This is a genomic window from Actinosynnema pretiosum (assembly GCF_024171695.1).
GTDB lineage: Bacteria > Actinomycetota > Actinomycetes > Mycobacteriales > Pseudonocardiaceae > Actinosynnema > Actinosynnema pretiosum.
In genome coordinates, this window is the sequence record NZ_JAMTCF010000021.1 from 24339 (window position 1) to 47441 (window position 23103).

General features: G+C 70.3%; 30 protein-coding genes. 8 read left to right on the forward strand and 22 right to left on the reverse strand.

Going from position 1 to position 23103, the window contains the following annotated elements; translation table 11 throughout:
* The first annotated feature begins 151 nt into the window (after nucleotides 1-151).
* Nucleotides 152-796, forward strand: a complete 645-nt coding sequence (locus tag LV78_RS33160; RefSeq protein WP_253849975.1) for an endo-1,4-beta-xylanase — start codon at nucleotides 152-154, stop codon at nucleotides 794-796.
* A gap of 134 nt (nucleotides 797-930) precedes the next feature.
* Here the strand turns inward: LV78_RS33160 and LV78_RS33165 are convergent, their stop codons facing one another.
* Together LV78_RS33165 and LV78_RS33170 are read right to left on the reverse strand one after the other, a co-directional pair.
* A complete protein-coding gene (locus LV78_RS33165; RefSeq protein ID WP_096495947.1) occupies nucleotides 931-1146 on the reverse strand; it encodes a DUF397 domain-containing protein in 216 nt (71 codons plus the stop codon).
* A gap of 16 nt (nucleotides 1147-1162) precedes the next feature.
* Nucleotides 1163-2086: a helix-turn-helix domain-containing protein gene (locus LV78_RS33170; protein WP_096495948.1), complete on the reverse strand. Its 924-nt coding sequence runs from the start codon at nucleotides 2084-2086 to the stop codon at nucleotides 1163-1165.
* A 682-nt stretch (nucleotides 2087-2768) separates the two neighbouring features.
* Between LV78_RS33170 and LV78_RS33175 the strand changes: the two genes are divergently transcribed.
* The 6 genes from LV78_RS33175 to LV78_RS33200 all read left to right on the forward strand — a co-directional run bounded on the left by LV78_RS33175 (nucleotide 2769) and on the right by LV78_RS33200 (nucleotide 5701).
* Nucleotides 2769-3116: a hypothetical protein gene (locus LV78_RS33175; RefSeq protein ID WP_157767839.1), complete on the forward strand. Its 348-nt coding sequence runs from the start codon at nucleotides 2769-2771 to the stop codon at nucleotides 3114-3116.
* Entirely contained in the window at nucleotides 3113-3502 is a 390-nt protein-coding gene (locus LV78_RS33180) for a hypothetical protein (protein ID WP_096495950.1), read from the forward strand. The genes LV78_RS33175 and LV78_RS33180 overlap by 4 nt, the downstream gene beginning before the upstream one ends.
* Before the next feature lie 111 nt (nucleotides 3503-3613).
* Nucleotides 3614-3832, forward strand: a complete 219-nt coding sequence (locus tag LV78_RS33185; RefSeq protein ID WP_096495951.1) for a hypothetical protein — start codon at nucleotides 3614-3616, stop codon at nucleotides 3830-3832.
* On the forward strand, nucleotides 3798-4517 hold the full coding sequence (locus tag LV78_RS33190; protein WP_096495952.1) for a hypothetical protein: 720 nt from the start codon (nucleotides 3798-3800) through the stop codon (nucleotides 4515-4517). Before LV78_RS33185 ends, LV78_RS33190 begins: the two co-directional genes overlap by 35 nt.
* Nucleotides 4514-5254, forward strand: coding sequence for a Scr1 family TA system antitoxin-like transcriptional regulator (locus LV78_RS33195; RefSeq protein ID WP_096495953.1), 741 nt, complete (start codon nucleotides 4514-4516; stop codon nucleotides 5252-5254). The genes LV78_RS33190 and LV78_RS33195 overlap by 4 nt, the downstream gene beginning before the upstream one ends.
* Nucleotides 5255-5491: 237 nt before the next feature.
* Nucleotides 5492-5701, forward strand: coding sequence for a hypothetical protein (locus tag LV78_RS33200; RefSeq protein ID WP_157767840.1), 210 nt, complete (start codon nucleotides 5492-5494; stop codon nucleotides 5699-5701).
* 80 nt (nucleotides 5702-5781) lie between these two features.
* Here the strand turns inward: LV78_RS33200 and LV78_RS33205 are convergent, their stop codons facing one another.
* From LV78_RS33205 to LV78_RS33225, 5 genes are all read right to left on the reverse strand, one after another.
* Entirely contained in the window at nucleotides 5782-6003 is a 222-nt protein-coding gene (locus tag LV78_RS33205; protein WP_157767841.1) for a hypothetical protein, read from the reverse strand.
* An 826-nt stretch (nucleotides 6004-6829) separates the two neighbouring features.
* Complete coding sequence (locus LV78_RS33210) at nucleotides 6830-7150, reverse strand: hypothetical protein (protein WP_096495955.1); 321 nt, start codon at nucleotides 7148-7150, stop codon at nucleotides 6830-6832.
* Nucleotides 7140-8132, reverse strand: coding sequence for a glycoside hydrolase family 25 protein (locus tag LV78_RS33215; RefSeq protein WP_096497988.1), 993 nt, complete (start codon nucleotides 8130-8132; stop codon nucleotides 7140-7142). The genes LV78_RS33210 and LV78_RS33215 overlap by 11 nt, the downstream gene beginning before the upstream one ends.
* Before the next feature lie 649 nt (nucleotides 8133-8781).
* Nucleotides 8782-9006: a hypothetical protein gene (locus LV78_RS33220; protein WP_253849976.1), complete on the reverse strand. Its 225-nt coding sequence runs from the start codon at nucleotides 9004-9006 to the stop codon at nucleotides 8782-8784.
* 103 nt (nucleotides 9007-9109) lie between these two features.
* On the reverse strand, nucleotides 9110-9355 hold the full coding sequence (locus LV78_RS33225) for a hypothetical protein (RefSeq protein WP_253849977.1): 246 nt from the start codon (nucleotides 9353-9355) through the stop codon (nucleotides 9110-9112).
* Between LV78_RS33225 and LV78_RS33230 the strand changes: the two genes are divergently transcribed.
* Nucleotides 9348-9572 carry a hypothetical protein gene (locus tag LV78_RS33230; RefSeq protein WP_253849978.1) on the forward strand — a complete coding sequence of 75 codons (225 nt, stop codon included), beginning with the start codon at nucleotides 9348-9350 and terminating at the stop codon, nucleotides 9570-9572. The two genes, LV78_RS33225 and LV78_RS33230, sit on opposite strands and share 8 nt — an antisense overlap.
* On the opposite strand, the gene LV78_RS33235 is transcribed toward LV78_RS33230, so the two are convergent.
* The 15 genes from LV78_RS33235 to LV78_RS33305 form a co-directional block, all read right to left on the reverse strand.
* Nucleotides 9564-10295, reverse strand: a complete 732-nt coding sequence (locus LV78_RS33235) for a hypothetical protein (RefSeq protein ID WP_096495959.1) — start codon at nucleotides 10293-10295, stop codon at nucleotides 9564-9566. The two genes, LV78_RS33230 and LV78_RS33235, sit on opposite strands and share 9 nt — an antisense overlap.
* Nucleotides 10295-11434 carry a hypothetical protein gene (locus LV78_RS33240; protein WP_096495960.1) on the reverse strand — a complete coding sequence of 380 codons (1140 nt, stop codon included), beginning with the start codon at nucleotides 11432-11434 and terminating at the stop codon, nucleotides 10295-10297. Before LV78_RS33240 ends, LV78_RS33235 begins: the two co-directional genes overlap by 1 nt.
* Nucleotides 11431-12567, reverse strand: coding sequence for a hypothetical protein (locus LV78_RS33245; protein ID WP_096495961.1), 1137 nt, complete (start codon nucleotides 12565-12567; stop codon nucleotides 11431-11433). Before LV78_RS33245 ends, LV78_RS33240 begins: the two co-directional genes overlap by 4 nt.
* Before the next feature lie 40 nt (nucleotides 12568-12607).
* On the reverse strand, nucleotides 12608-14083 hold the full coding sequence (locus LV78_RS33250) for a phage tail family protein (protein WP_096495962.1): 1476 nt from the start codon (nucleotides 14081-14083) through the stop codon (nucleotides 12608-12610).
* A gap of 11 nt (nucleotides 14084-14094) precedes the next feature.
* Nucleotides 14095-17820 (reverse strand): phage tail tape measure protein, encoded by a 3726-nt coding sequence (locus LV78_RS33255; protein WP_096495963.1) that lies wholly within the window; start codon nucleotides 17818-17820, stop codon nucleotides 14095-14097.
* 25 nt (nucleotides 17821-17845) lie between these two features.
* On the reverse strand, nucleotides 17846-18022 hold the full coding sequence (locus tag LV78_RS33260) for a hypothetical protein (RefSeq protein WP_253849979.1): 177 nt from the start codon (nucleotides 18020-18022) through the stop codon (nucleotides 17846-17848).
* Between the two features lie 323 nt (nucleotides 18023-18345).
* Entirely contained in the window at nucleotides 18346-18768 is a 423-nt protein-coding gene (locus LV78_RS33265) for a hypothetical protein (protein WP_157767846.1), read from the reverse strand.
* Nucleotides 18765-19355 carry a hypothetical protein gene (locus LV78_RS33270; RefSeq protein WP_096495966.1) on the reverse strand — a complete coding sequence of 197 codons (591 nt, stop codon included), beginning with the start codon at nucleotides 19353-19355 and terminating at the stop codon, nucleotides 18765-18767. The genes LV78_RS33265 and LV78_RS33270 overlap by 4 nt, the downstream gene beginning before the upstream one ends.
* Nucleotides 19356-19417: 62 nt before the next feature.
* On the reverse strand, nucleotides 19418-19852 hold the full coding sequence (locus tag LV78_RS33275; protein ID WP_096495967.1) for a hypothetical protein: 435 nt from the start codon (nucleotides 19850-19852) through the stop codon (nucleotides 19418-19420).
* A gap of 7 nt (nucleotides 19853-19859) precedes the next feature.
* Nucleotides 19860-20171, reverse strand: a complete 312-nt coding sequence (locus LV78_RS33280; protein WP_232520000.1) for an HK97 gp10 family phage protein — start codon at nucleotides 20169-20171, stop codon at nucleotides 19860-19862.
* Nucleotides 20168-20530 carry a hypothetical protein gene (locus LV78_RS33285; RefSeq protein WP_157767847.1) on the reverse strand — a complete coding sequence of 121 codons (363 nt, stop codon included), beginning with the start codon at nucleotides 20528-20530 and terminating at the stop codon, nucleotides 20168-20170. Before LV78_RS33285 ends, LV78_RS33280 begins: the two co-directional genes overlap by 4 nt.
* 159 nt (nucleotides 20531-20689) lie before the next feature.
* Nucleotides 20690-21088 (reverse strand): hypothetical protein, encoded by a 399-nt coding sequence (locus LV78_RS33290; RefSeq protein ID WP_096495969.1) that lies wholly within the window; start codon nucleotides 21086-21088, stop codon nucleotides 20690-20692.
* A gap of 13 nt (nucleotides 21089-21101) precedes the next feature.
* Entirely contained in the window at nucleotides 21102-21425 is a 324-nt protein-coding gene (locus LV78_RS33295) for a hypothetical protein (RefSeq protein ID WP_096495970.1), read from the reverse strand.
* A gap of 17 nt (nucleotides 21426-21442) precedes the next feature.
* On the reverse strand, nucleotides 21443-22390 hold the full coding sequence (locus tag LV78_RS33300; protein WP_096495971.1) for a major capsid protein: 948 nt from the start codon (nucleotides 22388-22390) through the stop codon (nucleotides 21443-21445).
* 66 nt (nucleotides 22391-22456) lie between these two features.
* Entirely contained in the window at nucleotides 22457-23089 is a 633-nt protein-coding gene (locus LV78_RS33305; RefSeq protein ID WP_096495972.1) for a hypothetical protein, read from the reverse strand.
* Between the last annotated feature and the right edge of the window lie 14 nt (nucleotides 23090-23103).

Below are 23103 nucleotides of genomic sequence, written 5' to 3' on the forward strand. Positions count from 1 at the left end.
GCCGGGGCGGGTGCACGACCGGCGGGCGCGCGGTGGTCGGGACTTGCGGGAAGTCCGCACCGGGGGTGTTCCACGGGGCTGTCCGAGCTGCTAGCGTCCCTTCCTGGGAGCGCTCCCAGTTCCTGTTGCGGGCAACTGGGAGGTGTGGTCGATGGGCACGACGAAGTGGATCGGCACCCTGGCTGTGGCGGCGCTGGCCGCGTTGCCGGGTTTGAGCGCTCCGGGCGCGCTGGCCGCACCGGGCGGTGGGGCGGCGCTCCCCGCGACCGCTCCGGCCCCGGACGCCGCGCCGCTGCGCGACCTCGCGGCGGCCAAGGGCAAGTACTTCGGCAACGCCATGATCGTCAGCGAGCTGAACGACCCGGCGTACCGGGACCTCAGCGCGCGCGAGGCGGGCGTGCTCACACCCGGCAACGAGCTGAAGTGGGACACCACCGAACCCGCGCGGGGAGCCTTCAACTTCGGGCCGGGCGACCAGGTCGTGGCGGGCGGGGTCGCGGCCGGGCAGCGGGTGCGCGGCCACACGCTCGTGTGGCACAGCCAGACCCCCGAGTGGGTCAAGGCCCTGGAGCCCGCCGACCTGCACCAGGCGATGATCGACCACATCACCGCCGTCGCGGGCCACTACCGGGGGAAGGTGATCGCCTGGGACGTGGTGAACGAGGCGTTCGCCGAGGACGGCGCCCGGCGGCAGGAGTTCTGGCAGCGCAAGCTCGGCGACGGGTACATCGCCGACGCGTTCCGCGCCGCCCACGCGGCCGATCCGGACGCCAAGTTGTACTACAACGACAAGTGAAGCACTCTATGTGGACCAAGCCATGACCAGCGACGTAGCACCGCGAGACGTTGCGGGTAAAGATCCGGTACAGATGGCTCCGGCAGTGCGGCGACCCCGACGTTCTTAGCGTCGGGGTCGCCGTCAGACGCGGCTCAGCGGTCCAGCTGCCCTGACCGCAAGCTAGCGATGAACCGAGCTGCGGTGCCCCTGTTGAAGATCAAGGTTCCACCGTCAGGGTTCTTCGAGTCCCTCACAGCCCTTGAACTCACGTTGTCATTGGTACTGAGCCCAATTTCCACGCAGGCGCCACCGCCGCCGTTCGACCTGCTGCTCTTTCGCCAGCGCCACCCCACCACCTCAGTTGTCATGCCTGCCTCCTTGAGGTCACAGTTGCTCGGCAACGATAGCAACCAGCGACAAAGACTCTTCCTCCGACAGTGCTACCAGCTGCATTTCGGTGAGTAGATTCTGATACTGAGACAGCCGGTCGGGACCATCCACGAAGATTCCATCCGCGAACGTCTCGATGTAGCAGGTAGGACTGTCACTACCCGTCGGAGTGAGCAGCATGAACGGTGGCACGCCCAGCCCTGGATGCGCGCCGATTGCGGTGGGAATCACCCGAAGGTGAACCAACCCCGCAGCCGCTTGCGCCGCAAGGTGATTGAGCTGTTCCCGCATCACTTTTCGCCCGCCAACCGGGATGCGCAGGACGTGCTCGTCGATCACCAAAGTGATTTTTGGGGGCGAGTCACCGGTGAGCAGCGCCTGTCGAGCAAGGCGCGATTGAACAATCTGCTCTACCTCTAGCGGCGTGAGCGAAGGATTGCTGCTGATGATCACGGCACGGGCATAGCTTTCGGTCTGCACCAAGCCATGCAACAAGCCGGGCTGGTAGGTGGTGATCACGTCCGAGGTTTCTTCAGTCGCGAAGAATCTCCGCAGCCGCTCGGGGATGACCGCCGCCCAGGGTGCGTGCGTATTGCGCTGACGGGCGGACTCGGCCAGGTGTTCCAGATCCGAGCGCTCTTGCCCTTCCAGTCCGTACAGGTCAAGCAAGACCGGCAAGTCCAGCCTCCGGACTGCGACCTTGCCCAACTCGATCGTCGTGATTTTCGAGAGCGAGCAACCAAGCTTGTCTGCGACCGCATCACGGGTGAGCCCCGCCGCTTCGCGCGCTCGTCGCATTGCCCGTCCAAGCTCAGCCTTGTAGAGGACTGGTGACGGCTCCTTGCCCACTGCTTCGCTCCTGACGTCTGAGACACCAGGAACAGTGTGCAACATCCGGGTGACCACGATGGTCAACACCTACCGTGACGACACGTCCCCCGTTCGGAGTACTAGCAAAAGTTACCGGTAAGATTTACCGTTAAGTTTGCGGGGCTGAGCGCCGGAGCGAGCGGCCTCGCCCCCGGCCCGCGCGAGGTCACAGTTGCCCATGCCGGACGCGGGCCGGGGTCTCAACGTCTCACTGGGGAAGGCGTGACATGAACTCGACACCGCCCGAGACCGCAGTCCTGTTGGTCCTGCCCGTGGGACTCGGCCTGTTCGTTGCGGTATGGCGCTGGAGGCTGCGCGTACGGCTACGCCGACACCGGTTCGCGGCCATCCTGGCGGACCTCCATGCACTTGGTTCCCACCAGCTCCACAAGCCGCCGGTCACCTCCCCTCAAACCCGGCGACATGTGGTTGGTACCGCTGCCCGCGCGCTCGTCACACCTGCGGGCAGTGGTCCCGCCCGCGATGACTGCATGAGCACTCGCAGCTATCGCGGGCCGTCGACGGGCGGTTCCTCTTCGTCCACGTCGACAGTTAAAGCGGCGGGGGCGTCCTCCTGTCCCCCGACTCACGTCCCCGCCGCTCCCACGCTGCTGGCCGCCCGATGTGGCCAGCAGCCCTCACCTACCGGGCGGACGGTGGGGACCCTTGCGGCGGGAGGGTGTCCTCCCGGTAGCCCTCCCGCCGCAGCGGCGACGAGGGGGCGGGCCTGATGTTGGGCACATCCGCCCCGCAGGGGTGGCAGTGGATGCTGGTGATGCAGCACCCCGACGACGAGCACGCCCCGGCCAAAAACCACCTGCTGCCCAACCCGATCACGCAGTGGTCCACGCGCCCGATGACGTGGTGCGCGATCCGCGTGCCTGTCGCCGACCTGATGTCGGCGCAGCACGCGGAGGAGACCTGCACGCCGTGCTGGAACCACGCGCTCGGCAAGCAGAACGCCGCCGAGTCCCCCACACCTGCGGGCAAAGCCTACGAGCAGCGCAAGCGGGAAGGGCGGCGCGGTCAGCTCGCCGACGAGGTGGAGGCGATCAACTGGGGTGAGGTGCCGCAGTGAGGCGGCACGGGCTGGAAGGTCGTCCGCACGCGCTGACCGTGGCCGACCTCGTCGCGCGCCACCGCCCGCCCGCGCCACCGGCCCCGCGTCGCCCGCGCTCGGAGGCGGTGCCGGTGTGGCCGCGGCAGGAACCCCGCGCGGACGTCGACGCGGGCGCGGGCGCGGTGTGGTTCGACGACGCCCCGACCGTGGAGATGGACGTCATCGGCGACGACGTGGCCGATCTGCTGGAGAACCCGGTCTATCCCGTCCTGAGCAGGAACACCTTCCCGGCCGTGAGCCGGGGTGAACTGCTGGCCCTGCTCCATCGGCCAGCCCTACCCGGAGAGGAACCACCGTGCCCAACGACAAGCCCGAGCCCGCCGAGACCTCCGAGCCCCCGGTGACGGCGGGGCGTCCGGGCTGCGAGGAGGGCACGACCTGCCACGACCGGACGGGCACGGGAAACCACCCGAGCCCCCGGTGACGGCGGTGGGACAGCGACGGTCGGGGGCATCGTGAGCGGCACCCCCGATGACCTGACCCCCGAGAAGGAACTCAAGGCCGCCGCCGCCCGGCTGGGCAAGCAGGCTCTCCAGGCGCTCAAGCGCGGAGACCACGACCAGGCCGACTTCATGGCCCGCTGGGCAGCGCACGCCGAGGCAGGACTCTCCCCGGAGGTGGAGACCGATGGAAACAGCGATGACGGCGACGAGGACGACGGTCGCGGTCGCTGACCGCGCCCGCCCGCAGGTCTACCACTCCAGCGACCAGGGACAGCACCTGTGGAACCGGGACGCCCACCACCACATCGTGACCGAGGACGGCCGGTGGGCGGTGGCGCTGGCCACCGCGCTGGGCCAGGACCCGGCGGCGCGGAAGACCGCCGAGGCGGCGGCGCGCCTGGCGGCGGGCGTGGCGCTGGAGCAGGGCGCGCGTGCGGGGCTGATCACCGCAGCGAGCAGGCTGCGGCTGGAGTCGAACTGGCAGAACGGGTGGGACGGCCCGGACTGCTGGCTGAGCGTGGCGTCCTGGGGCGGGGGTCGGAACGTGGACGCGGCGTGGACCGGCCCGGCCGAGCAGGTTCGGGTGGTGGTCAGCGACAAGTGGCTGCGTCCCCTCGGGGTGGGCGACGGCGGCACCCTGATGACCGCGCCCGACTCGGGCCGTGTCCAGTCGATCGCGGCCGGGGCCGTCGACGCCGTGCTGCTGCTGTCCGCAGGGCTGCTGCGCGGGCGGGCCCACGAGGGGTGGGCGCCGCTGGCGGTGCAGCACGTCCGCGAGGGCAGGGCGCACCGGGTGCCACACGAGGTGATCGCCGCCGCCCGCCGGGAGCAGTACGCCCCGGACCGGACGGTGTGGCTCCCGAACCCGCCGGCGATCAGCGCCACGGCCCTGCTGCTGGAGTGGGGGCGACGATGACCACGCAGGACCCCGGACACGACGGGAAGGGGGGCGGCGCGCGGGTGTCCGACAGGTCGCCGAAGTCGATCGCGGCCATGCAGGACGTCCTGGGGCGGTTGCTGCGCGCTGGTCGGCACAACCAGGGGATGAGCGGCAGGGTCGCGGGCGAACGCGCGGGGATCAGCCAGGGGAAGCTGTCCAAACTGGAGCGGGGGTTGGCCAGGGCCGACCCCGCCGACGTGGAGAACCTGGTCGCCCTCTACGACCTGCCGCGGGACGAGGGGGCACGGGCGCTGGAACTCGCGCAGGCGATCAGTGTGACCCGCTACCGGACCATGCGGTCGAGGCGTGTGTGGCCGGGGGACCTGCACACGGTGAAGCTGGACGCGCGCTCCAAGCTGGTGAGGGTGTTCGCGCTCACCGGCCTTGCCGATCTGCCGCAAGAGGTCTACGGCCGCAAGAACGTCCTGCTCATGCCGAAGTGGGCAACCCTGCTGCCCGGCCAGCGGAACGTGATCGCCAGGGCGCAGAGCCGCAGGGATGTGCTGGTGGGCGTCCTGCCCAACGCCGCCCTCACTCCGGGCCGTGAGGTCGGCTACCGGATCTTCGACGACACCTCGGTGCTGGTGGAGACGCCGAGCGGCGGCATCGTCCTGACCGACCCCGGCGAGGTGGCCGTCTACGCCGCGCGCTTCACCCGGCTGAGCACGATCGCGTTCGATGGCCCGGACGCCCGAGGACGTTCGACCCACTGACCACAACGACTCGTGCAGGGCCGATCACCCCGTTGTCGGCCCGCGCACACCGGGCGCGCGGACCAGGGCACCGCGCGCCACCTCCCCGCAGGTCATCTCCAGGGCGACAGGGGGAAGACCTGCGGGACGACAGGGCGGGGGTCTGCGCGGTACGACCGCCGTGCAGACCCCCGCCCTGATCGCCACGAACGCCCAGCACGCGGGAGGCGAAAATCCCGCACGAAGGAAGGAGAAACCGTGGGAAAGGACAAAGACAAGGACGACGGAAAAAAGGAAGAAGCGCCGAAGGGGAAGAACGCGAGTTCTGACTTAACCGGCAAGGCGGGGACGGGGCCGAACACCGGTCTGAGCAAGGGTGCCTCGATCAAGTCCCCGACCGAGAAGAACCCGAAGCCCGCCAACGACCAGGTCCAGCCTGACGAACCCGACCCCAAGAAGAAGAAGTGAGCTGAATTGGTGTCGTCCCCGCCGCCGGTTCCTTGTCCGGCGGCGGGGACGGTGAGCTTCGGCAAAACTGCTGGTGAAGCTCACCCCTGCTGGTCCTTGGAGGGCTCCTGGGTGTCGGGGGTGAGCAGTTTGGCGAGTTCGGGATCACGCGACAGCATGGCGAGGATGAGCGACATCCCCCGGCGGATCTCCTCGATGTCCGACGCCATCTTCTCCACGATGAGGTCCTGCGTTCCAGAGACCTCGTCAAGGCGGTTTTGCAGCGATTTGATGCGGGCGTCAATCTGCCTGATCGTCGTCATGCACAGCAGCATACCCGCCCTATCCGGGTAGAGCGGCAGGGGTGATGTGCACTATTTGCGCCTCGCGCACCGGGAATTCCTTGTCGGACCCGCCCGCGAGGGACTGCGTCCGGGACGCGGTGGGCGCACATCGGCTGAGCGTGCGTCGACGCTTGTAGGCCGCAGTTTGGCGGGGAAGGGCGCTCTACCCGCCGCTGCGGTTCGGGTCACATCTTTCCGGGCAAGCCGCAACTTTCGTGTTGCACTTCCGCTTTCTAGCAGATGCGGGAGTCCTTAATATGCGTTCGAAACATTTTTCACCCGAAAGTGTTTATGTCTAGGTTTTAAAGTTGCTTAGAAGACTTTCCTCTGGCACAGTCATTAATTGGAATCGCCCCCTCTGCTGCCGGGCTGCGCTAGCCTCGCGCCGTGCTCTCATCTGACTACTTGGCGAATCCGGTACAGGGTGTGACGGTGGCCCTCGGGGTTGTCTGCGCTGTGCTCCTAGCCGGGTTGGCGCTCGTACTTGCCGTCGCTCTGAGCGGGACCAAGGGGTCTCAGCGTGTCGAGACGATCCGCGCGTTGCGGGAGTTACTGGAGGGCGTGGGCAGTCTGTTCGTGGAGATCGTGCGAATGATCTTGCCGCCCTATAGGGCGCATCCCGATCGGCTTCCTGGCATTCCAGTGGAACTCTCCCCGCCCGGAGAGCCCGCGCCTGACAGCCCATCCCAAGGAGCCGAACTGTCTGATGGGGAGGACCCTCTCGACGGCGGTCCCCCACCCCTGCCGGTCGAAAAGTGAAGGAAAAGCCCCACGCAGTCAGCGACTGCGTGGGGCTTCCTGCTGGTCAGAGGTGCCGGAAAGTTGCACTGTCCCCAAGGGGGGTGACCGCCTTGAGCGCGCGTCCTGCATCATCGCGTGGGTCGGCGACCGGGGTCACGACCTCCTCTCCCGCGCGCACGACGCCGAACGCGGTCAGCGCCGCCGTCACGGCGGGCAGCAGCGCGGCCACGGCCGCCAGCAGCGCCCGCACGGCGCTGTCCTGCTCGGCGGTGATCGCGCCGACCGTGGCCAGCGCGCCCACCGTGCCGCCGAGCACGGTCAGCGTCGCCGCGAGCCTCTTGCCGATCCCGCGCAGCGGGTACCGCTCCACCTGCTCAGCGCTCACCGGTCACCTCCGCGGCCTCGGTCGGGCGGGCGTTGATGGTCAGGTCAACGGCGACCAGGCCCTCGGTCAGCGCCCGGTGCACCGCCGCCTCGATCTCGGCGGCGGTCAGGTCGGACCGGCCCGCCGCCACGGCCTCGGCCAGCGTGGTCACGGCGGCCTGGAGACCGGCGCCCGTCGCCTCGGCGCGCTGTGCCGCCGCGAGCGCGTCCCGCGCTGCGGCCTCGGCCCCCTGTGCGCTCCACATGCCCTGGATGGTGTTGTTGATGATCGACCGGTCGGGCTGGCCGTCGCCGTCGGTGTCGTAGCGCCGTCGCTCGATCTCGTCGACGACCGCGTGCGCGATCTCCTGTGCGCTGGGCATGTTCTCTCCCTCTAGTAGGTCCTGGAGTTCCTGGCGGGTGCCTTGGTAGGCGTTGCCGTCGATTCGCCCGTTCGGGTAGTTGGCGACGGCCAGCGACGAGGTGAACTGGGCGATCTCGGTGCGCAGCCCGCCGAAGCTGGGCCAGTACTCGCCCCCGAGGGCGAACTGCTCCTTGCGCCGCACCACGTTGTCCGGGTAGCGCGAGTGCCACAGTGGCGGCAGGCCGGACAGGTCGGGTGAGCCCATGCGGCCCGACCAGTACCACTGCGGCAGGTAGATCAGCGGCGAGCGGTACCCGGCGGCGCGCAGCCGGTCGACGAGCGCCCGGATGGTGCCGAGGTGGCCCGCGCCGTCCTCGACGTCGAGCACCACGGGCACGTCGGTGCCCACCACCGCGCGCACGTTCCCGAGCTGCCCGCCCACGTCGTCGCCGCGCATGTAGTGGTACGCGGCGACGAGCATCCCGGCGGACCGGGCGCGGGCGAGCTGGTCGTGGTAGTTCGGTGAACGCCAGGTGGAGCCCTCGGTGGCCTTGATGAAGGCGAAGTCGAAGCCCTCGGAACGCGCGGCGGCGAAGTCGAAACCCGGCTGGTATGCGGATACGTCGACTCCGTAGATCACGGTGTCCTCCTGGTGTTCGTGGTGGTGCCCGGTGGCCCGTTGGACGGTGCCGTGCACGTGTAGGTCGGGGTGTTGTCCGTTGAGGACAGGTCGCGGGTGCAGGACTGCGTGCGGCCATCGGCGTCGACCCACGTCCAGCTCGTCGGCGGGGGCCCGGTGGGTCCTGGCGGACCGGGCTCACCAGCGGGGCCCGGTGTCCCGTCCGTGCCGGGTTCACCCGCTGGACCGGCCACCCCGTCGGCACCGGGCTGCCCGGTCGGGCCGCGGCACTGCGTGGGCTCGGTGAGGCATGGCGGTATCGCGCCGTCGCGGCCGTCTCGCCCGGCCGGTCCTTGTGGGCCAGGCTCTCCCGCAGCGCCAGGCTCCCCTGCGGGGCCGGGGGCGCCTTGCTCGGCGGGGTGCGGCGGTTGGACCACGGGGGTCCCGCCGTCGGCGCGGATCTGCTCGGCGAGCTGTTGCGCGACCACCGCGTTCGCGTCGGCTCGGTCCCGCAATGCGTCGATGCTGCGCCAGCCGGACCAGACAGCCCCGGCGAGTACGGCCAGGCCGACGAGTAGCGCTGCCAGTGCCAGGCGGATGCCGCGGTGTCCTGCGTCGTCTCGAGCCTGGTCGGCGGCCTGGCGGACGGCCGCGCCGATGCGATCCTCTGTCATGTCTCCTCCTCTCGCATGTACTCCAGTGCCTCGGCCAGCTTGTCGGCTGTGATCTCGCCGTCGTCGGCGGCCTTTGCCAGCGCCTCGGCGACGCGGCGCGCGGCAGCGGGGCGCTCGCGCCTGGACACCCGCAGGGTGGAGACGACCAACGCGAACGCCCCACCGAGAGCGGTGACCAGTCCGGCGATCGCCGTGAGCAGCGTGGCGAGGTCCTGCATCACCCCTCCTCTACTGCAACCGGGTGACGGACGTAGCGTGCGAACCTCGTTGCGCGATGTGATCAACAGGCACTCTTATAGGTCCTGATCAGGGGGTTTGGATGAATCAGCGCAGGGCTGCGGTAGTAACCGCTGCCTCGGTCGCCGTGCTCGTGCTCGGCGGCAGCATCGCGGCGGCGGTGGCCGCCGGTGGTGCGAACCCGGTGAGCGGGTCGACCCCGGCCAGCACGTCGGCCGAGCTGGTGGTGGTGCCTGCGAGCACGACCAGCAGCAGCGCCACCGAGACCACGACGAGCAGCGTCGTCGAGGCGCCCTTGCCCGTGGTACCGGCGGATACTGGAGCGGTGACCACCGCACAACCCGTCGATCCGCCACAGGACCCGGCACCCGAGCCCGAGCCCGAGCCGCAGCCCGAGCCGGAGCCGCAGCCGGTCGACCCGCCGCTGAACCCGGTCGACCCCGGCCCGCCGCCACCGCCCGAGGTGAACCCACCGGGGATCACCCCGCAGCCGCAGCCGATGCCCCGCAGTGAGCCGGGCCCGAACGCGGTGCCGCCGCCATCACAGTGATTGTCGTTGGGTGGCAACGAAAACGCCGCCCACCGCGCCCGCCGTGTTGATGCGCTGAACCTGTAGTTCCAGCCGCACATAGCTGTTGTAGCCGCCGGGCAGGTCGACGTTCTGGATCGAGGTCCAGCCGAACTGCCCGGCGGTGATCGGCAAGGTGGGGCCCACCTGCACCCCGTTGACGGTGTACCTGGCGCTCCCCGTCGCGCCGCCGGTGGACAGCAGCACAGCCTGGAGCGCCGCGAGAGGTTGCTGCTTGAGCACCCACCCGGTGCTCTGCACGGACACGAACGCCGTACTCGCCGTGGTCGGGATGCTGCTGGACAGGATGGTCGTGGTGGGCATCGGCACCCACGGCCGCGCCAGCCCCGACCCGCTCACCACATCGTCGCTGGCGACCACGTTCCCGGCACGATCCCACAGGGACCAGTACTGCTCTCCTGCGGCTACGCCGGTGGCGGTGCCGATCTCGACGGCGGGTGACCCGTCGTCGCGGCGCAGGGTGAAGAAGTACTTCCCGGCATCAGGGCCGATGCCGTTGCCCACGTGCAGCAGCCACGCCCCGGTTTCGTGGTGCAGTACCGAAAGCTCGGCGCCGTCGGTGATCGACAGCCCACCGCCGGAGATCCGCGCCGACCGCAGCGTGCGGCGGGACAGCTCGACAAGCTCGGCGCGCACCTGGTCGATCTGGCGTTGTAGGTCGTCGTGCGAGGGGGGTGTGAGCACTAGGCCACCTCCACATCGGGGGCGAACAGGACGTCGAACTCGTCGGGAGCGCTGGCCGAGCTGATCGTGATCGCACGGCGGGTGTACTGGCCGTCCGGAATCCAGGCGTGGCGGTGTACCCCGATGCTCAGCTGGTCACCGGCGCCGAACGACCCCAACCCCACACCGGCGTGATCACCGCCGGGAATGGCGCCGTCGACCCGTACCGTGCCGGTCCAGGTCTCCACGGGGTGCCCGTGCAGCGCGAGGGTGGCGGCGGCGTGGCCGTCCAAAGTGGCGACGTCCACGGCCGAGGTGTGCGTCCGGTCGATGCTCTGCAAGAGCGGGTGACCCGCTGCGGGCAACGTCATGTCCGCCGCGCGGCCGACCGGTTGTGCGCGTTCCATGCCCTGTCCGGGTGTCCTGGCGTCGTGCGTGGTGGCGCTGGCGTCGGTGTCCACGGACAGGTGCCGCAGCCCGGCGCCGTACCGCACGCCCTGCTGTGGTTGACGCACACCGAGCTGGGGAGCGCCGATGCGTAGCTCCCACTCGACGTGGCCGGGCCGGGTCGACCATCGGGGGTGCAGCTCGACATCGGGTCCGTGGTCGAGCTGGGTCAGCTGCATGAGCCGTTCCCCCACGGTGGCCAGGTCGTACCCGAAGTACGTGCGCGTCGTCGTGCCGGGGCCGGGCTCGGGGAACGCGATCGGCAGTGCGCCCCACGGTCCGGTGGTGGCCAACTGGACCAGGCGCACGGCGACACCGTGCAGGCTCAGTCCCGACAGGACCACGTCGGCGGCCTCGTCGGTGATCGGTCCGTCATGGTCGGCCGCCTTGAGAATCCGGCGGTTGAGTACCGCCCACATCCCCCCGGCGCCCACCAGCAGCGTGCCGCTGGAGTCGTCCCACCGGTGGGTCATGATCGGTCCGCCCTGCACCAGGTATCGCCCCCATGCGAGCACCAGCGACGTCCGCCAGGGTTCGACCATCGTGCGCAGCGCACGCGGGCCGCGGTCGAGCTGGCGCGCGGGCACGCTCACCTGGACCTGGCCACCGAGGTTGACGCCGAACTCCCACCCCAGCGTTCCCCGGTAAGGCAGGGTTCCGATGATCCTGCCCGTGACGGTGTCGACGGTGTAGCAGGTCCACGCCCGCCTCACGACTCACCGAGCCACACGAGCCGCACGTACGAGCCCGACAGGATGCGCGCGTCCGGGGCGTTGTTCTTGTAGGCGTCGAACAGCACCCTCAGCGATTCGCCCGGTGGTACCCGGACCAGTCTGGTACCACCGGTGCCGCCGAATCCGGTCGTCGCGGTGTCTTTGGTGGGGAAGTTGTGCGGGGTCGTTCCGCTGTTGGTGACCTGGGTGAAAGAGGCGTCGATGTAGCGCGCGCTGGCCACGTCGCTGAGCAACGACATTTCCAGCCACCACAGCCCGTCGCGGGGATGGCTGGCGCCGCGGGACAGGTAAGAGGTGTTCCAGCCGGTGCCGGTCGTGCTTGCCTGGAAAATTCCGAGGTTGGTATCCCGCCCGGTGCCGTTGACGATCTCCTGACCGTCGTCGCGGCGTAGCACGGCGGTCAGCGAGGGGCGGGTGTCACCGAGCCGCCGGATGGTGTCCCACCCGGACCCGGTCCAGATTTGGAGCATCCGCGCGTGGATGCGTTCGGCGCCGATGTGCGGCCCGGCCTCGGCGGCGTTGTCGTCTTCCAGGAGGTAGCGCGCGCCCCCGCGTAACGTCGTTCCCTTGCGTCGCAACATGATCTGCGCGCCGCCGAGCTGGGTGATGGGCATCGTGGCCAGGCTCGGGACGGTCACGTCGCCGATCCGGGAGCAGCCCGACGGGGTGGGCGGGGCCACCGGCGTCGAGGCCGGCTCCCCGGTGACCGGGTGCAGTGTGCCGCGGGTGATGCCGCCGCCGCCCACCGCGTCGTCCTGCACGCGCACGAACACGGAGTCCACGCGCGGCAACGTGGCGTGCGCTTCGTCGAGCGTGATCAGGCCGGTTGCTTCCAGCGTCGCCAGGTAGGGGCCGGTGCCGCTGGGGGTCACGATGCACTGTCCGGGCAGGACGCGCAGGCTCCGCGAGGGAGTACCGGCCGCAGGCAGGATGCGCAGATCGTTGACGATACCGTCGGTCGGGTCGGTCGCCGAGACGAGCACGCCGTCCCGGTAGGCCATCGGCCCACCGACGCCGGGGTAGAGCATCGCGGCGTCGTGCAGACGGCCGCTGCGTGCGCTGTTCTGGCCTTGCAGGGTCCAGACGTGATCGAGGTCGGCTCCTGTGGGCACGCGACACCTCCTAACGGGGTGGGAAGAAGCGGGGGCGGGGTTACCACCAGCCGGGCGCCCATTCGGCCTCGGCGGTCGCGCTCGTGGGCGCGGGGTCGGCACTGCCGAACGCGACTCGGACGTCCTCACCGGGCGGGATCGGCCACCACTCGGCCTCGTCGAGGTAGCGCTCGGCGCGGCCGTTGAGCCAGGTGGTCAGCCGGTGCGGGTGGGTGTCGATTACGAGCCGGTCCGCAGGCGTGGTGTCGGTGGCTGCGGCCAGGACCCCGCTGTAGAGAAGCGTTTCCCCGGTGCTGGGCAGGTACAGACGCGGGGCGGTCACGGGGCCGGTGATCGTGTAGACCGGCCAGACCTCGGCGCCGCCGCTGTTGGCCAGCACCATGCTTCCGGTGCTGGCGGGAGCGCCCCAGTCCAGGCCGCCCGACCAGTCCAGCCCGACGGGGCTGTCGTAGGACGTGCTGCCCCACGGCTCGGAGGACCAGGCGCACCCCGTGCTGTGGCCGTCGAAGTAGGGGCCGGGGTCGGTTGTCCCGCTGGCGTGTTCCTCCACCAGCAGCGCCGTGGTGTCGAGCAGTTCGCCGACCTCGGCCGAGGCCACGCTCACCGACACCGTGACCGCGGACGCGCCCGGTGGTGCATCCGCGGCCAGGTGCAGTGGTGTCCACGGCCCCCAGGTGTTCAAGGGGACCTCGATGCGGTCGCCGGTGCCGACGCCGGTGTCGGCACCGGCTTCGGTGTGCCAGGCCAGCGAGAGCGTGGCTATTCCGCCGGTGGTGTGCCGAGCCCAGAGCGAGACCACGTACCGCCGTCCGGCGATGATCCCCGGAACGACCTGGCGCGAACCGATCGGGCCCGCCGCCGTGCACGTCGCCCTGGCGGTCGTCTGCACCGCGTCCACGCCGGGAATCGCCGTCGTGTACTCGCTGCTCGATGACACCGACTTGTCGTTGTGCGGCAACCACTGCACAGTGCTGTGAGGCCATCCGACCGGGTTGCGCGCCAGGTTCACCCGCGTCACCGAGTCACGTCCGGATTCCCAGTCCAGGCCGCCACCGGCCAGCGGCAGGGAGGTCGAGGCGCGCAGTGTTGCCCCGTACTTGACCGGGTCTGCCGCGGTCAACACCAGCTGCCAGTCAAACCGGGTCGGTGAGGTCCGTTCGAGCTGTGCGGCCACCTTGCGCACCACGGCGGATTTGGTGAGCACGGGCTCGGCGACGACCAGGCGCGCGGCACCGCGGCTCAACAGTGCGTTGAACGTGTTCACGGCCCGGTCCGCCCTTTCGGGCGTGCGGGCCGCGCACATCCCGGTCAGGGTGATCACGCGCGCGGTCCGCCACTGCTCGGCGGTGGAGTAGGTGCCGTGGTAGTTGGCCCGGTCGGTGTCGTCGGAGCGGACCTCGACCGGGCCGAACCACCCGGCATCGGTGTGCACGAACCACGCGGTGTCGTCGTCGTCGATCGCGTTGCCGGTCCACCCGTCCACCGACCACGTCGGCCGCGTGATGGGACGCGCCATCCGATCACCTCCTACCGCCTGGTGCGGGCCTGCCACGCGGCGGTGCTGGAGATCACCGCGGCCATGACGTGTGCGTCCTGGTTGCGCTGCACCGAGATGTTGTTGGTGATCACCGGTACGCCGGTGGCGGCAGCGCTGGCGGGTACCGGCGCCGACGCTGCCGGGGTGGCCAGCCCGCCCGAGGCGAACCGGCGGATCAGGTCGTAGCCCATCAACCGCGCGGTCTCGGCGAGGATGCCGGTCGAACGCGTCGACCCGTTCACCGGGATGTACGCCTCCCGGTGGGTCATCCGGTCCCCGATCACCCGCCAGGTGTTCGGATCGACGAACTGAGCCCACCCGCCGCGCATCGGCGTGAGCGGGTGGATGCCGCCGTCGGCGTAGGCCACGACGGACGGGGCGAGCAGGTTGCCGTCGTGGTTGACCGCCATCGGACCGTTGGGCATGGATTTGCCGCTGGTGTAGATGACCGTGACGTACTTCGTGGCCGGTGCGGTGGCGGCGGCGATCTTCTGATTGAAGTCGGAATCGTTGCCCCGCAACACGATCTCCTTGCCGCCGGGCACGTTGTTGACTTCCAGCCCGACCGCGCGCAACCGCTCGACGGCCTGGTCCGACAGCGTCTCCACCGTGATGCTGCGGCGGTCCGGTACCTGCTCGGCCTGCCACTTGAGCAACTGGAGTTCCAGCGTGGTCTTGTCGACGTCCTGGGCATCGATCAGCGTGACCACCTGGCTGGGGAGCAACCCGTACTGGTTCGCCAGCGCCTCGGCCTCGGCGCGGCCGATGCCCATAGCCTCGGCCGCCGCGTAGAACCCGTCACGTGCGCTGGCGACCTCGGCACCCGCTTTCGCCAGCGCCGTCGTGACGTCCTCGCCCTGCGCCCGCGCCAGCTCGTAGGTTTTCAGCGCGGTGTCAGCGGTGGCATCGCGCAGGTCGGTCAACACGCTGTGCAGCCCGCGGGCGTTCTCCTGCGTCGTGTCCAAGCGTCCCTGCGCGGTCAGCAGCTCCCCGCCCCACCCCTTCGTGCGGTCGACGTTCTCACCGAACTTCTCGGACAACCGAGCCAACTGCTCGTGCATCCTGGACTGCGCGGCCACCAGGTCCACCGAGCCGCCCGAGAGCGCGTCGAGCGCGTTCTTGAGCGCGCGGGCCTTGTCGTCGGCGCTGCCGGTCTCGTCGGCCAGGACGCCCATCGCGGCGGCGAATTCCCTACCGGACGCCGTGCCGTCGACCATCGATGCCCGGCCCTCGCGTAGCGCCTGGTCGAGGTCGCGTTGCTTCTGGTCAGCCTCCTGGTACTGCCGGGCCAGCCCGTCGATCTCACCGAGCAGGTCTTGTGCCGCTTTTCCTTGCTCTGTAAGACTTTTCGTCTCACTGACGACACCGGATTTCCATCCGGTGCTGTTAGTCACCCAGCGGGTCTGCTCCTGAATGATCGAGTTCAACCGGCCGCGCACCCCGTCGAGCGCGTCCGAGTTGCCGAGGGTGGCCTCGGTCAGATCGGACAGGCTGATCCCCGCCGCGCGGGCCGCGTCAGCGACCGTCCGCCCGGACTCGGCGACCTTCTCGGACTGGAGCTGCTGCGCCTGGTGCGCGCGCACCGACTCGGTGATGCGCCCGGAGGACTCGCTCAGCGCAGCCGCGAGCGCGTCCACCGCCGAGCTGTGCTGCCGAGCCCGTTCCGCCGCCGCTTCCTGGCGGCCGGATAGCAGGGACAGCCCCAGCGCCACACCGCCGATGGCCAGGCCCACCGGCCCACCGAGGGCGGACACCAGCGCACCGGTCCCCACCCGCAGCGCGGTGCCGCTGGCCGCAGCGACCCCCGCAGCCGTGCCGAACCGGGTCGCACCAACGGCGGCCTGCTCGAAGCTGCCCCGGACCGCTGCGAGCGCTGGCGAACGCTCGGCGAGCGTGCCCATCGCGGCGGACATGCGCCCGATGGGCTCGCCGGTGGCGGCGGCGCCCGCGCGGATAGCGGCGGTCTGATCGGTGAACGCGCGCGCGCTCTCCACCGCGGGCACGGTGCTGGTGCGGTAGGCGGCCATCGCGGCACCGAGCTTGCCAACCTCCTGGCCGCCGCTCTGCGCGAGAGCCTGCTGGGTGCGCATCTCGCCGCTGAACTGCCGCAGACCGGACAGCACGGTGCTGTCGCCGAGGCGCCCCTGCGCGAGACGGAACGCGCCCAACGCGAGGATGCCGGTCTGCACCGGGCCCGGCAGGTCGTTGAACAGCCCCAGCACAGTGCTCAGTGCCTTGCCCACGGGCACCAGGACGCCCGACAGCGCCTCGACGGCGCCCCCGAGCACCCCGACCACGGTGGACAGGGTGCCGACCACGCCGGTGCCCTCGCCCGATGCGGTGGCCAGCTCGCCTACCTCGCGGGCCACCGGGCGGGCGGCCTGCACGGTGGTGTCCAGCACGCCGGTGAAGTCGTTCCACAGCTCGATGCCGGTGTTCACCGAGGTGTTGAGCGGTTCGAGCGCGCCGGTGCCCAGCGGCCCCAGCACGTCGGACACCGCAGCACCGACGACGTCGGCGCGGGCCTCGATCGCCGCAGCCAACCGAGGTCCGTACAGCTCCCCGGCCGCGACCGTGGTTTCCAGCCGCGAGGCCACCGCCGGGCCCAACTGGTCAAGGCGCGTCGCGGTCGCGCGCACCACGCGCTCCAGCGGTTCGTCAACCGCGTCGTAGATCCCGATCGCAGCGGACTCCAGCTGCGACTGCAACGCGTCCATCGCGCCGCCGAGCCCGGCCGTCTTGGCGGCGGCGACGTCGGCCGCACCGCCCTGCCTACCAACGGCTTCCGCCATGTCATCGAACGCGGTGGCACCGCTGGCCGCGAGTGATGCCGCCACGGTCATGCCCTCGGTGCCGAACGCGGTCGCGGCGGCTGCGGCGAACGACTCCTGCGTCATGCGCTGCTGCGCCTCGGACAGCTGTTCGGTGATCGAGCGCAACCCGACGAACCGACCGGTGGCGTCGAACGCGGTGATACCCAACTCGCCCAGTGCCTTGGACGCGGGGCCGCTCGGGGCGGCGAGACTGGCCAGCATCCCCCGCAGGGACGTACCGGCCTGCTCCCCTCGAATGCCTTGCGTGGCAACGACACCGATAGCCGAGGCCACCTCGTCGATCGACACCCCGACGGACTGCGCCACCGGCCCGACGTACTGGAGGGCGTTCGCCACGTCCATGATCTCGCCGGATGCGGCATTCGCCACGTTGGCCAGCACGTCGGCGACGTGGCTCGCCTGGTCGGCGGCCAAGCCGAATTGGTTCAGTGCGTCGGACTGCACGCCTGCGGCTTCTGCGGCCTCGACCTGCGCGGCGGCGGCCAGTTGCAGAGTGCCGCGCGCGGCGGTCATCGCCTGGTCGATGTCCAGTCCGCCCTTGGCCAGTTCCCGCATGGCGCTGGCGGCGTCGGCGGCGCTGGTCGCCGGGAGCGTGAGGTCGGAGCCGAGTTCGTTGGCCACTTCGGACACGCGGGCCATCTCGAACCCGGTGGCCTCGCTCACCGCGCTGATCTCGTTCAGGGCACCGGTGTACTCGTTGCCGAGCTGGATCGCCTCGGTGAACCCCTTGGCGGCCAGCGCGGTACCTCCCACGATGGCCAGGCCGAGGGTCTTCATGCCACCGGAGACCCGGCTTGCGGACTGGTTCAGGCCGGTGTCGAGGTCTCGTTGCCAGGTGCCGAAATCGGGGCGAATCAGGATGTCGAGCGCGCCGCCGGGCATCGTCACCTCCCCGCGGTGTGCCGTCCTACTGCTGCCGGAGACGACCCGCGAACACGGCGGCCAGGGTGTCGAACCCGTCGGACCCGAGGCCGCCGTCCTGCCCCGTGGTCTCCGGTTCGACGGCGGTGGCGCCGAGTCCAGCAAGGCGCTCGGTGTAGGCGCGGAGCAGTTGCTCGCCGATCGCGGCCGGACGCAGTGCCACCGGGACCACAGGTGCGTGCCTGGGGGGCCGTCGCCCGGCCGTGCGTGCGCGGGCTGCCTTGACTTCGGGGTCGTCCGGGTCAGTGACGCGGTCCGTCCACGCGGTCTCGGCGAGATGGCTGGCCACGTCGACCAGCTGCGCCACGTTCTCCTCCAACAGGCTCCACGCGCCCTCTTGGCGGGCGAGCGCGCTTTCTGGTGGGAGCCCGCGCACGCACGCCAGGAAGTCGGCGACAGGCAGCGTGCTCCAGGCGTTCCGCAGCGACCAGGGGTAGTACCGGGCGAAATCGGCGGTCAGGGCGTCCCACCACGGTCCGAGGACCGTCAGGAGGACGCCGAGCGTCCCCCCTGTTCGTCGACCCCCTCGGCTGCGTCCTGGTCCTCGTCGGCAGGGGTGCGGGTGAGTACCCCGGCGGTGCGCATGATCCGCGCCAAGATCACGTTCATGTGCTCGCGCGGGAGCACGTCGAGCTGGGCGTTTAGCTGCTCGGCGAGCGCGGGTTCGGTGAGCAGCATGGCCAGTGATGCGGCGTCCTGACCCTTGGAGACGGTGTGCCAGTACTCGACGTACTCCTCGGGGGTCAGGTCGCGCCGCACGGCGAAGTCGAGCCCGAACAGCCGCTTGGGTGCCGGGGTGAGCTGGCGGGCGACGACGAGCGCGCCCAGGTCCTCCACATCGGCAGGCTGGGCGCTCTTGCGGGTCGCGGGCATGGCTTTCTCCTTGTTCTGCAATGGTTTCGTGGTCATGCCGCGAGGGGGTTCCAGTTGCTCAGCGGTACTACGGCCTCGGACTCGATGGACGGTGCGAGACAGGTGATCTCGAATTCCCAACCGTCGAGGTCGTCGTCGTTCTTGATCTCTTCGGGGTCCTGGGAGAGTTTCGCCCGTTCGATCCAGAACGCCATCTTGCGACCGCCGGGGCCGCGCAGCTGGAGCAGCAGGGAGAACTCGTCACCCTCGGTGCCACGGTTCCACCGCCACTGACCGGCACCTGCGGTCGTCTCGGTGATGCTGCCGCCGCGCAGCTTGGTGAGGATGGCCGCCTTGGAGTACTGCGAGACGCGGAACCGGATTCGGGTGGTGGTCTGCCCCTCGTGCTCGAAGAACGGGCCCCCGGATTCGTTGTTCCACACGTCGTACGACTTGACGTCCTGGGTGGGGGTGATGTTGAAACCGGCTTTGACGCCGCCGAATGCGGACATCGCGGCCGGGGTGGTGTCGCCGGTGGTCGGGCTGTTGCCGAAGACATCGGCGGGGATGACCGCCCCGCCTGGTCCCCGCCAGGCGTCGCCGTCGACCCACAGCACCGCCTGCGCGGCGTTGGCCTGGGACATGGGATCTCCTGCACTCCCGCACTATGCGGGGCTGAAAGCGTTGTGCTGTAAGGAAAATCAGGTCATTCGTGGAGTTGCAGGCGCAGCTCGGCACGCACGAAAGCGCCGTACAGGGGTGTGCCCGCGCCGCGGGTGGTGTCTGGTGCGTGCGGCTGCGGCCCGTCGACCAGGCGCAGGGAGTAGGTGACGGTCCGCCAGGTGCTCGCGCGCACGGCACCGAGCACGCGGGCTGCCTCAGCCGCGATCGCCCACGCCTGCCCCTCGGGGTCGGCGGTGCTGCTCGGTGGAGCCCACCCGGACACCTGCACCAGCGGGGCGAACGCGATTCCGTGGCCGTCGATCGAGGCGACGGAGGGGACCTGCACGCGGGCGAACGGTCCGCGCAGCGGGTCCGGTGTCCGGGGACCGATGCCCGCAGGCGCGGACTGGACGAACACCGGGTCGGCCCGCAGGTGCGCGAGGACCGCACCGGCCAACCAGGGCAGCACCAAGGGCACGCCGGGATCACCGCCTCGGCCTGGTGCCGCGGTACCTGCCGTGGCGGCGAGCGGCGTCGGTCAATGTCGCCTGCGCCTCGCTGTCCGCGGTCCCGTATTCCTTGAACGCGCCGAGCGGGTCGGTGTCGACGACGCGGACGTGATCACCGTCGGCCACCACGCCGATGCCGTCGCGGAACGCACCGGTGAGCACGCGCGCGGTGTCGCGGGCTTCCTCCGCGATCGTCGAGGCGATGGTGACGCGGCCGTCGTAGGACGCGGTCAGAGCCTCACGGACGGACTGCTCCGGGTAGACGGTGACGCGGGCGCTCACGGTCACGGGGGCACCTCCTGCATGTCGGAGATCAGCACCAAGGCCGCAGCAAGGAAGCCGCCCCGGTCGCCGGGGGCGCTGTCCACCACGTAGCGCGTGCCGGTGGTGAGGTCGAGCACCGTGGCGCCAGCGACGAGCACACCGGACAACGCGCGCTCGAACAGCGCGCCGTGGTCGGTGACCCGCACAGCCGCGGTGGTGGTCGCGTTGCCGCTGACGGTCGTCGAGCGGCGCCAGATCGCGGCCCACCCGGTCGAGATGACCGGAGCCAGGTGTACCGGCTCACCGGTGACCGGATCAGGGATCGGCGACACCGGGCCCGGACGGCTCACGCGCACCTCGCGGTCCAGTCGTGGCCTGCCCATCGGGCACCCCCTCCCCGTCGATCAGGTGCGCCGTCCCTGCGGCCAGGGCGGCGACGACCCAGGGCGCCCACCGCGAGGCGTGGTGGACCCGCCCTGCGCCGTCGCGGACCCGCACGACTTCGTGTACCGGCTGTACCGGTGCGGTGGTGCGCTTCGTGGTCACCGCGGGTCTCCGATCGGCGGGTGCGCGCCGTTGTGGACCAGTTCGTAAACCCCCGCCTCGGGGATCATCGGCGTGAGGCTGCGGAGCTGGTCGAGCTGGTCGAGGCTGAACATGCCGCCGCCGCTGGCGCGCTCCTGCTCGTAGCTGTACTCGCCGCCGTACTGCTCGGCGGTCTTGCCGGGGGTCAGGCCCATGCGGACCAGCACTGCCCAGCAGACGACGCCACCGGCGACGCGGAGCACGTCCGGGTCGTCGGTGGTGACCAGGACCGGGGCAACGCGGCGGGCCTCGGCCAGCGCGTCGGCGAGCAGCGCGGCGACGCGGTCCTCGTCGCCAGGCAGCACGGTGCCGGTCGGCGCGCGGTCGCGCACATCCTGCACGGTCAGGGTCAGCATGGGGCCCTCCCCGTCAGTCCGTCACCGGCGTGGCGGTTGTCGTGCCTGCGGTCAGGTCGTGGGTGACGGTGACCCGCTGGCCGTCCGGTCGAACGCGCTGGTACGTCTCGATCCTCGATGGAGCGCTCGGCGCCTGCGCGTCCGTGCGTCCCACCGGGATCACCGCGTTGACCATGCCGTGTCCGGCCAAGGCCGCCGCCGCCTTGTCCGGCACGGCGGAGACGGCGACCTCGGCGGGGTCGGTGGTGTCCGCGGGGCCGTCACCGGTCGCGGTCACGGACGGCCGGTCCAAGTGACTGTCCAGGGTGGTCTGATTGCTGGTCTTGCGGGCAGCCACTGGGCTACCTCCTTTCGTCACCGGGACAGCACGCCGCGCAGCCGCGCAGCCGCGCGACCGCCGAAGGTCGCCATCCCGCAGAAGAACTCGATGCGGGTCCGGTACGCGGGCTTGTCGTCGACCTCGCCAAGGTCGCGCACGTCCACCCCGCCGTTGGTCAGGCCCGTCACGGCCTCATCGCTCTCGTCCTGGCCGAACTTCACCGCGTAGACGGAGCTGGTGTTGGTGGCGGTGCCCATCGTCTCGTTCTGCGGCAGGATGTCCGTGCCAGCTCTCGTGGTGCCGGGGTCCAGGATCGGCACCCCGTTCCACGTGGCCACGCGCTTGCCGGTCATGTCCTCCTTGACCATCTCCACGCCGCCGAGCCGGCGACCCGCGCTCTTGATCTTGGCGATCACCGCCGCGTTGGCGTACGCCACGTCCGGCCCACCGCGAACAGCCGCGAACAGCGCTTCCAGTTGGTCGAAGAAGTCCTGTGCGTCCGAGCCGCCGTTGCCGACCACGGGCAGACCGTTGGTTCCCGCATCGATGACCTGAGGGCCGGTGAGCCGCTTCCGGAGCCCGTCGAACCCCTTCGGGTCAACGACCACGTCGCCGTTGAAGAAGTAATCCTGGAACTTGTAGGAGGCGGACTTGACCTTGGCGCGGGTCTGCTGCGCGCGCTGGTCGGTGAGGTTGCTGCGGGTCCGCTGGATGAAGGTGTCCACGTCGGCGTCACCGCCGAGGATCGCCAGGGACTCGCTGGCCTGCACGAAGGTACCGGTGGACTCGGTGTACGCCTCGTTCACGCCGCGGAACGCCACGTCCGGCAGCGTCCCCTCCTTGTTGTAGGAGTAGGCGTTGCCCTCGATCTGCATCAGCGGAAGCCGGTCCAGAATCGGGGATTCCTGCACGAACACTTCCATCACGCCGCGCGCCAACTGGTTCTGTGAGAGCACGGCGGCCTGGGCAAGAGTCACTGCCATGACGGGGTTTCCGTCCTTTCTGGATGCCCCTCGGCGGCAGCGGCCGACCAGGGCGGGGGAATCGGGCTACTTCTTCGCTCCGGCCGCGTAGGCGGCGCTGAGCCGACCCAGTCCGGGGGCGACGGGCGCGCCTGAGGTGGTGCCCCCGGCGCCGATACCCGCGTCCGCCGGGGACGCGGTCCCAGTGGTGCTCTGCTTGAGCAGGTAGGGCTTTGCCTTGGCCAGCTCGTCGACGAGCTGCTTCACAGCGGCCTGGTCGACCTCACCGGTGTCGGTGACCTTTACCGCGGACAACTGCTCGCGCAGTGCAGCCAGGGCGTCGCCGGGGTCGGCGAACCCGCCCGATGCGGCTGCGATGCGCACCTCGGCGGAGACCAGGCGGGCGTTCGCCGCCGTGGTCGCAGTGTTGGCACCCTCCCGGCGGGCGGCGTCGAGAGCCTTCTCCTCGGCGCTCTTGTTCGCGTCGCGGAGCTGCTGCAACTCGGCTTCGAGCGCGGCGGCGCGCTTCTCTGCGGCACCGCGCTGCTTGCGCTCTTCGGTGAGCGCCTTCTTGCCGGCATCACCGAGCTGATCGTCGGCCGTCGGTGCCGGGGCGGGCTGCGTGCCGGCACCGCCACCACCGGTGGTGCCGTTGGGCTCGCCGCCCTGCGGGGCCGTGCGCAGGTAACGGGACATGGTCCGGCCGTTGGTGCGGTACATCGGGGGTCCCCTCG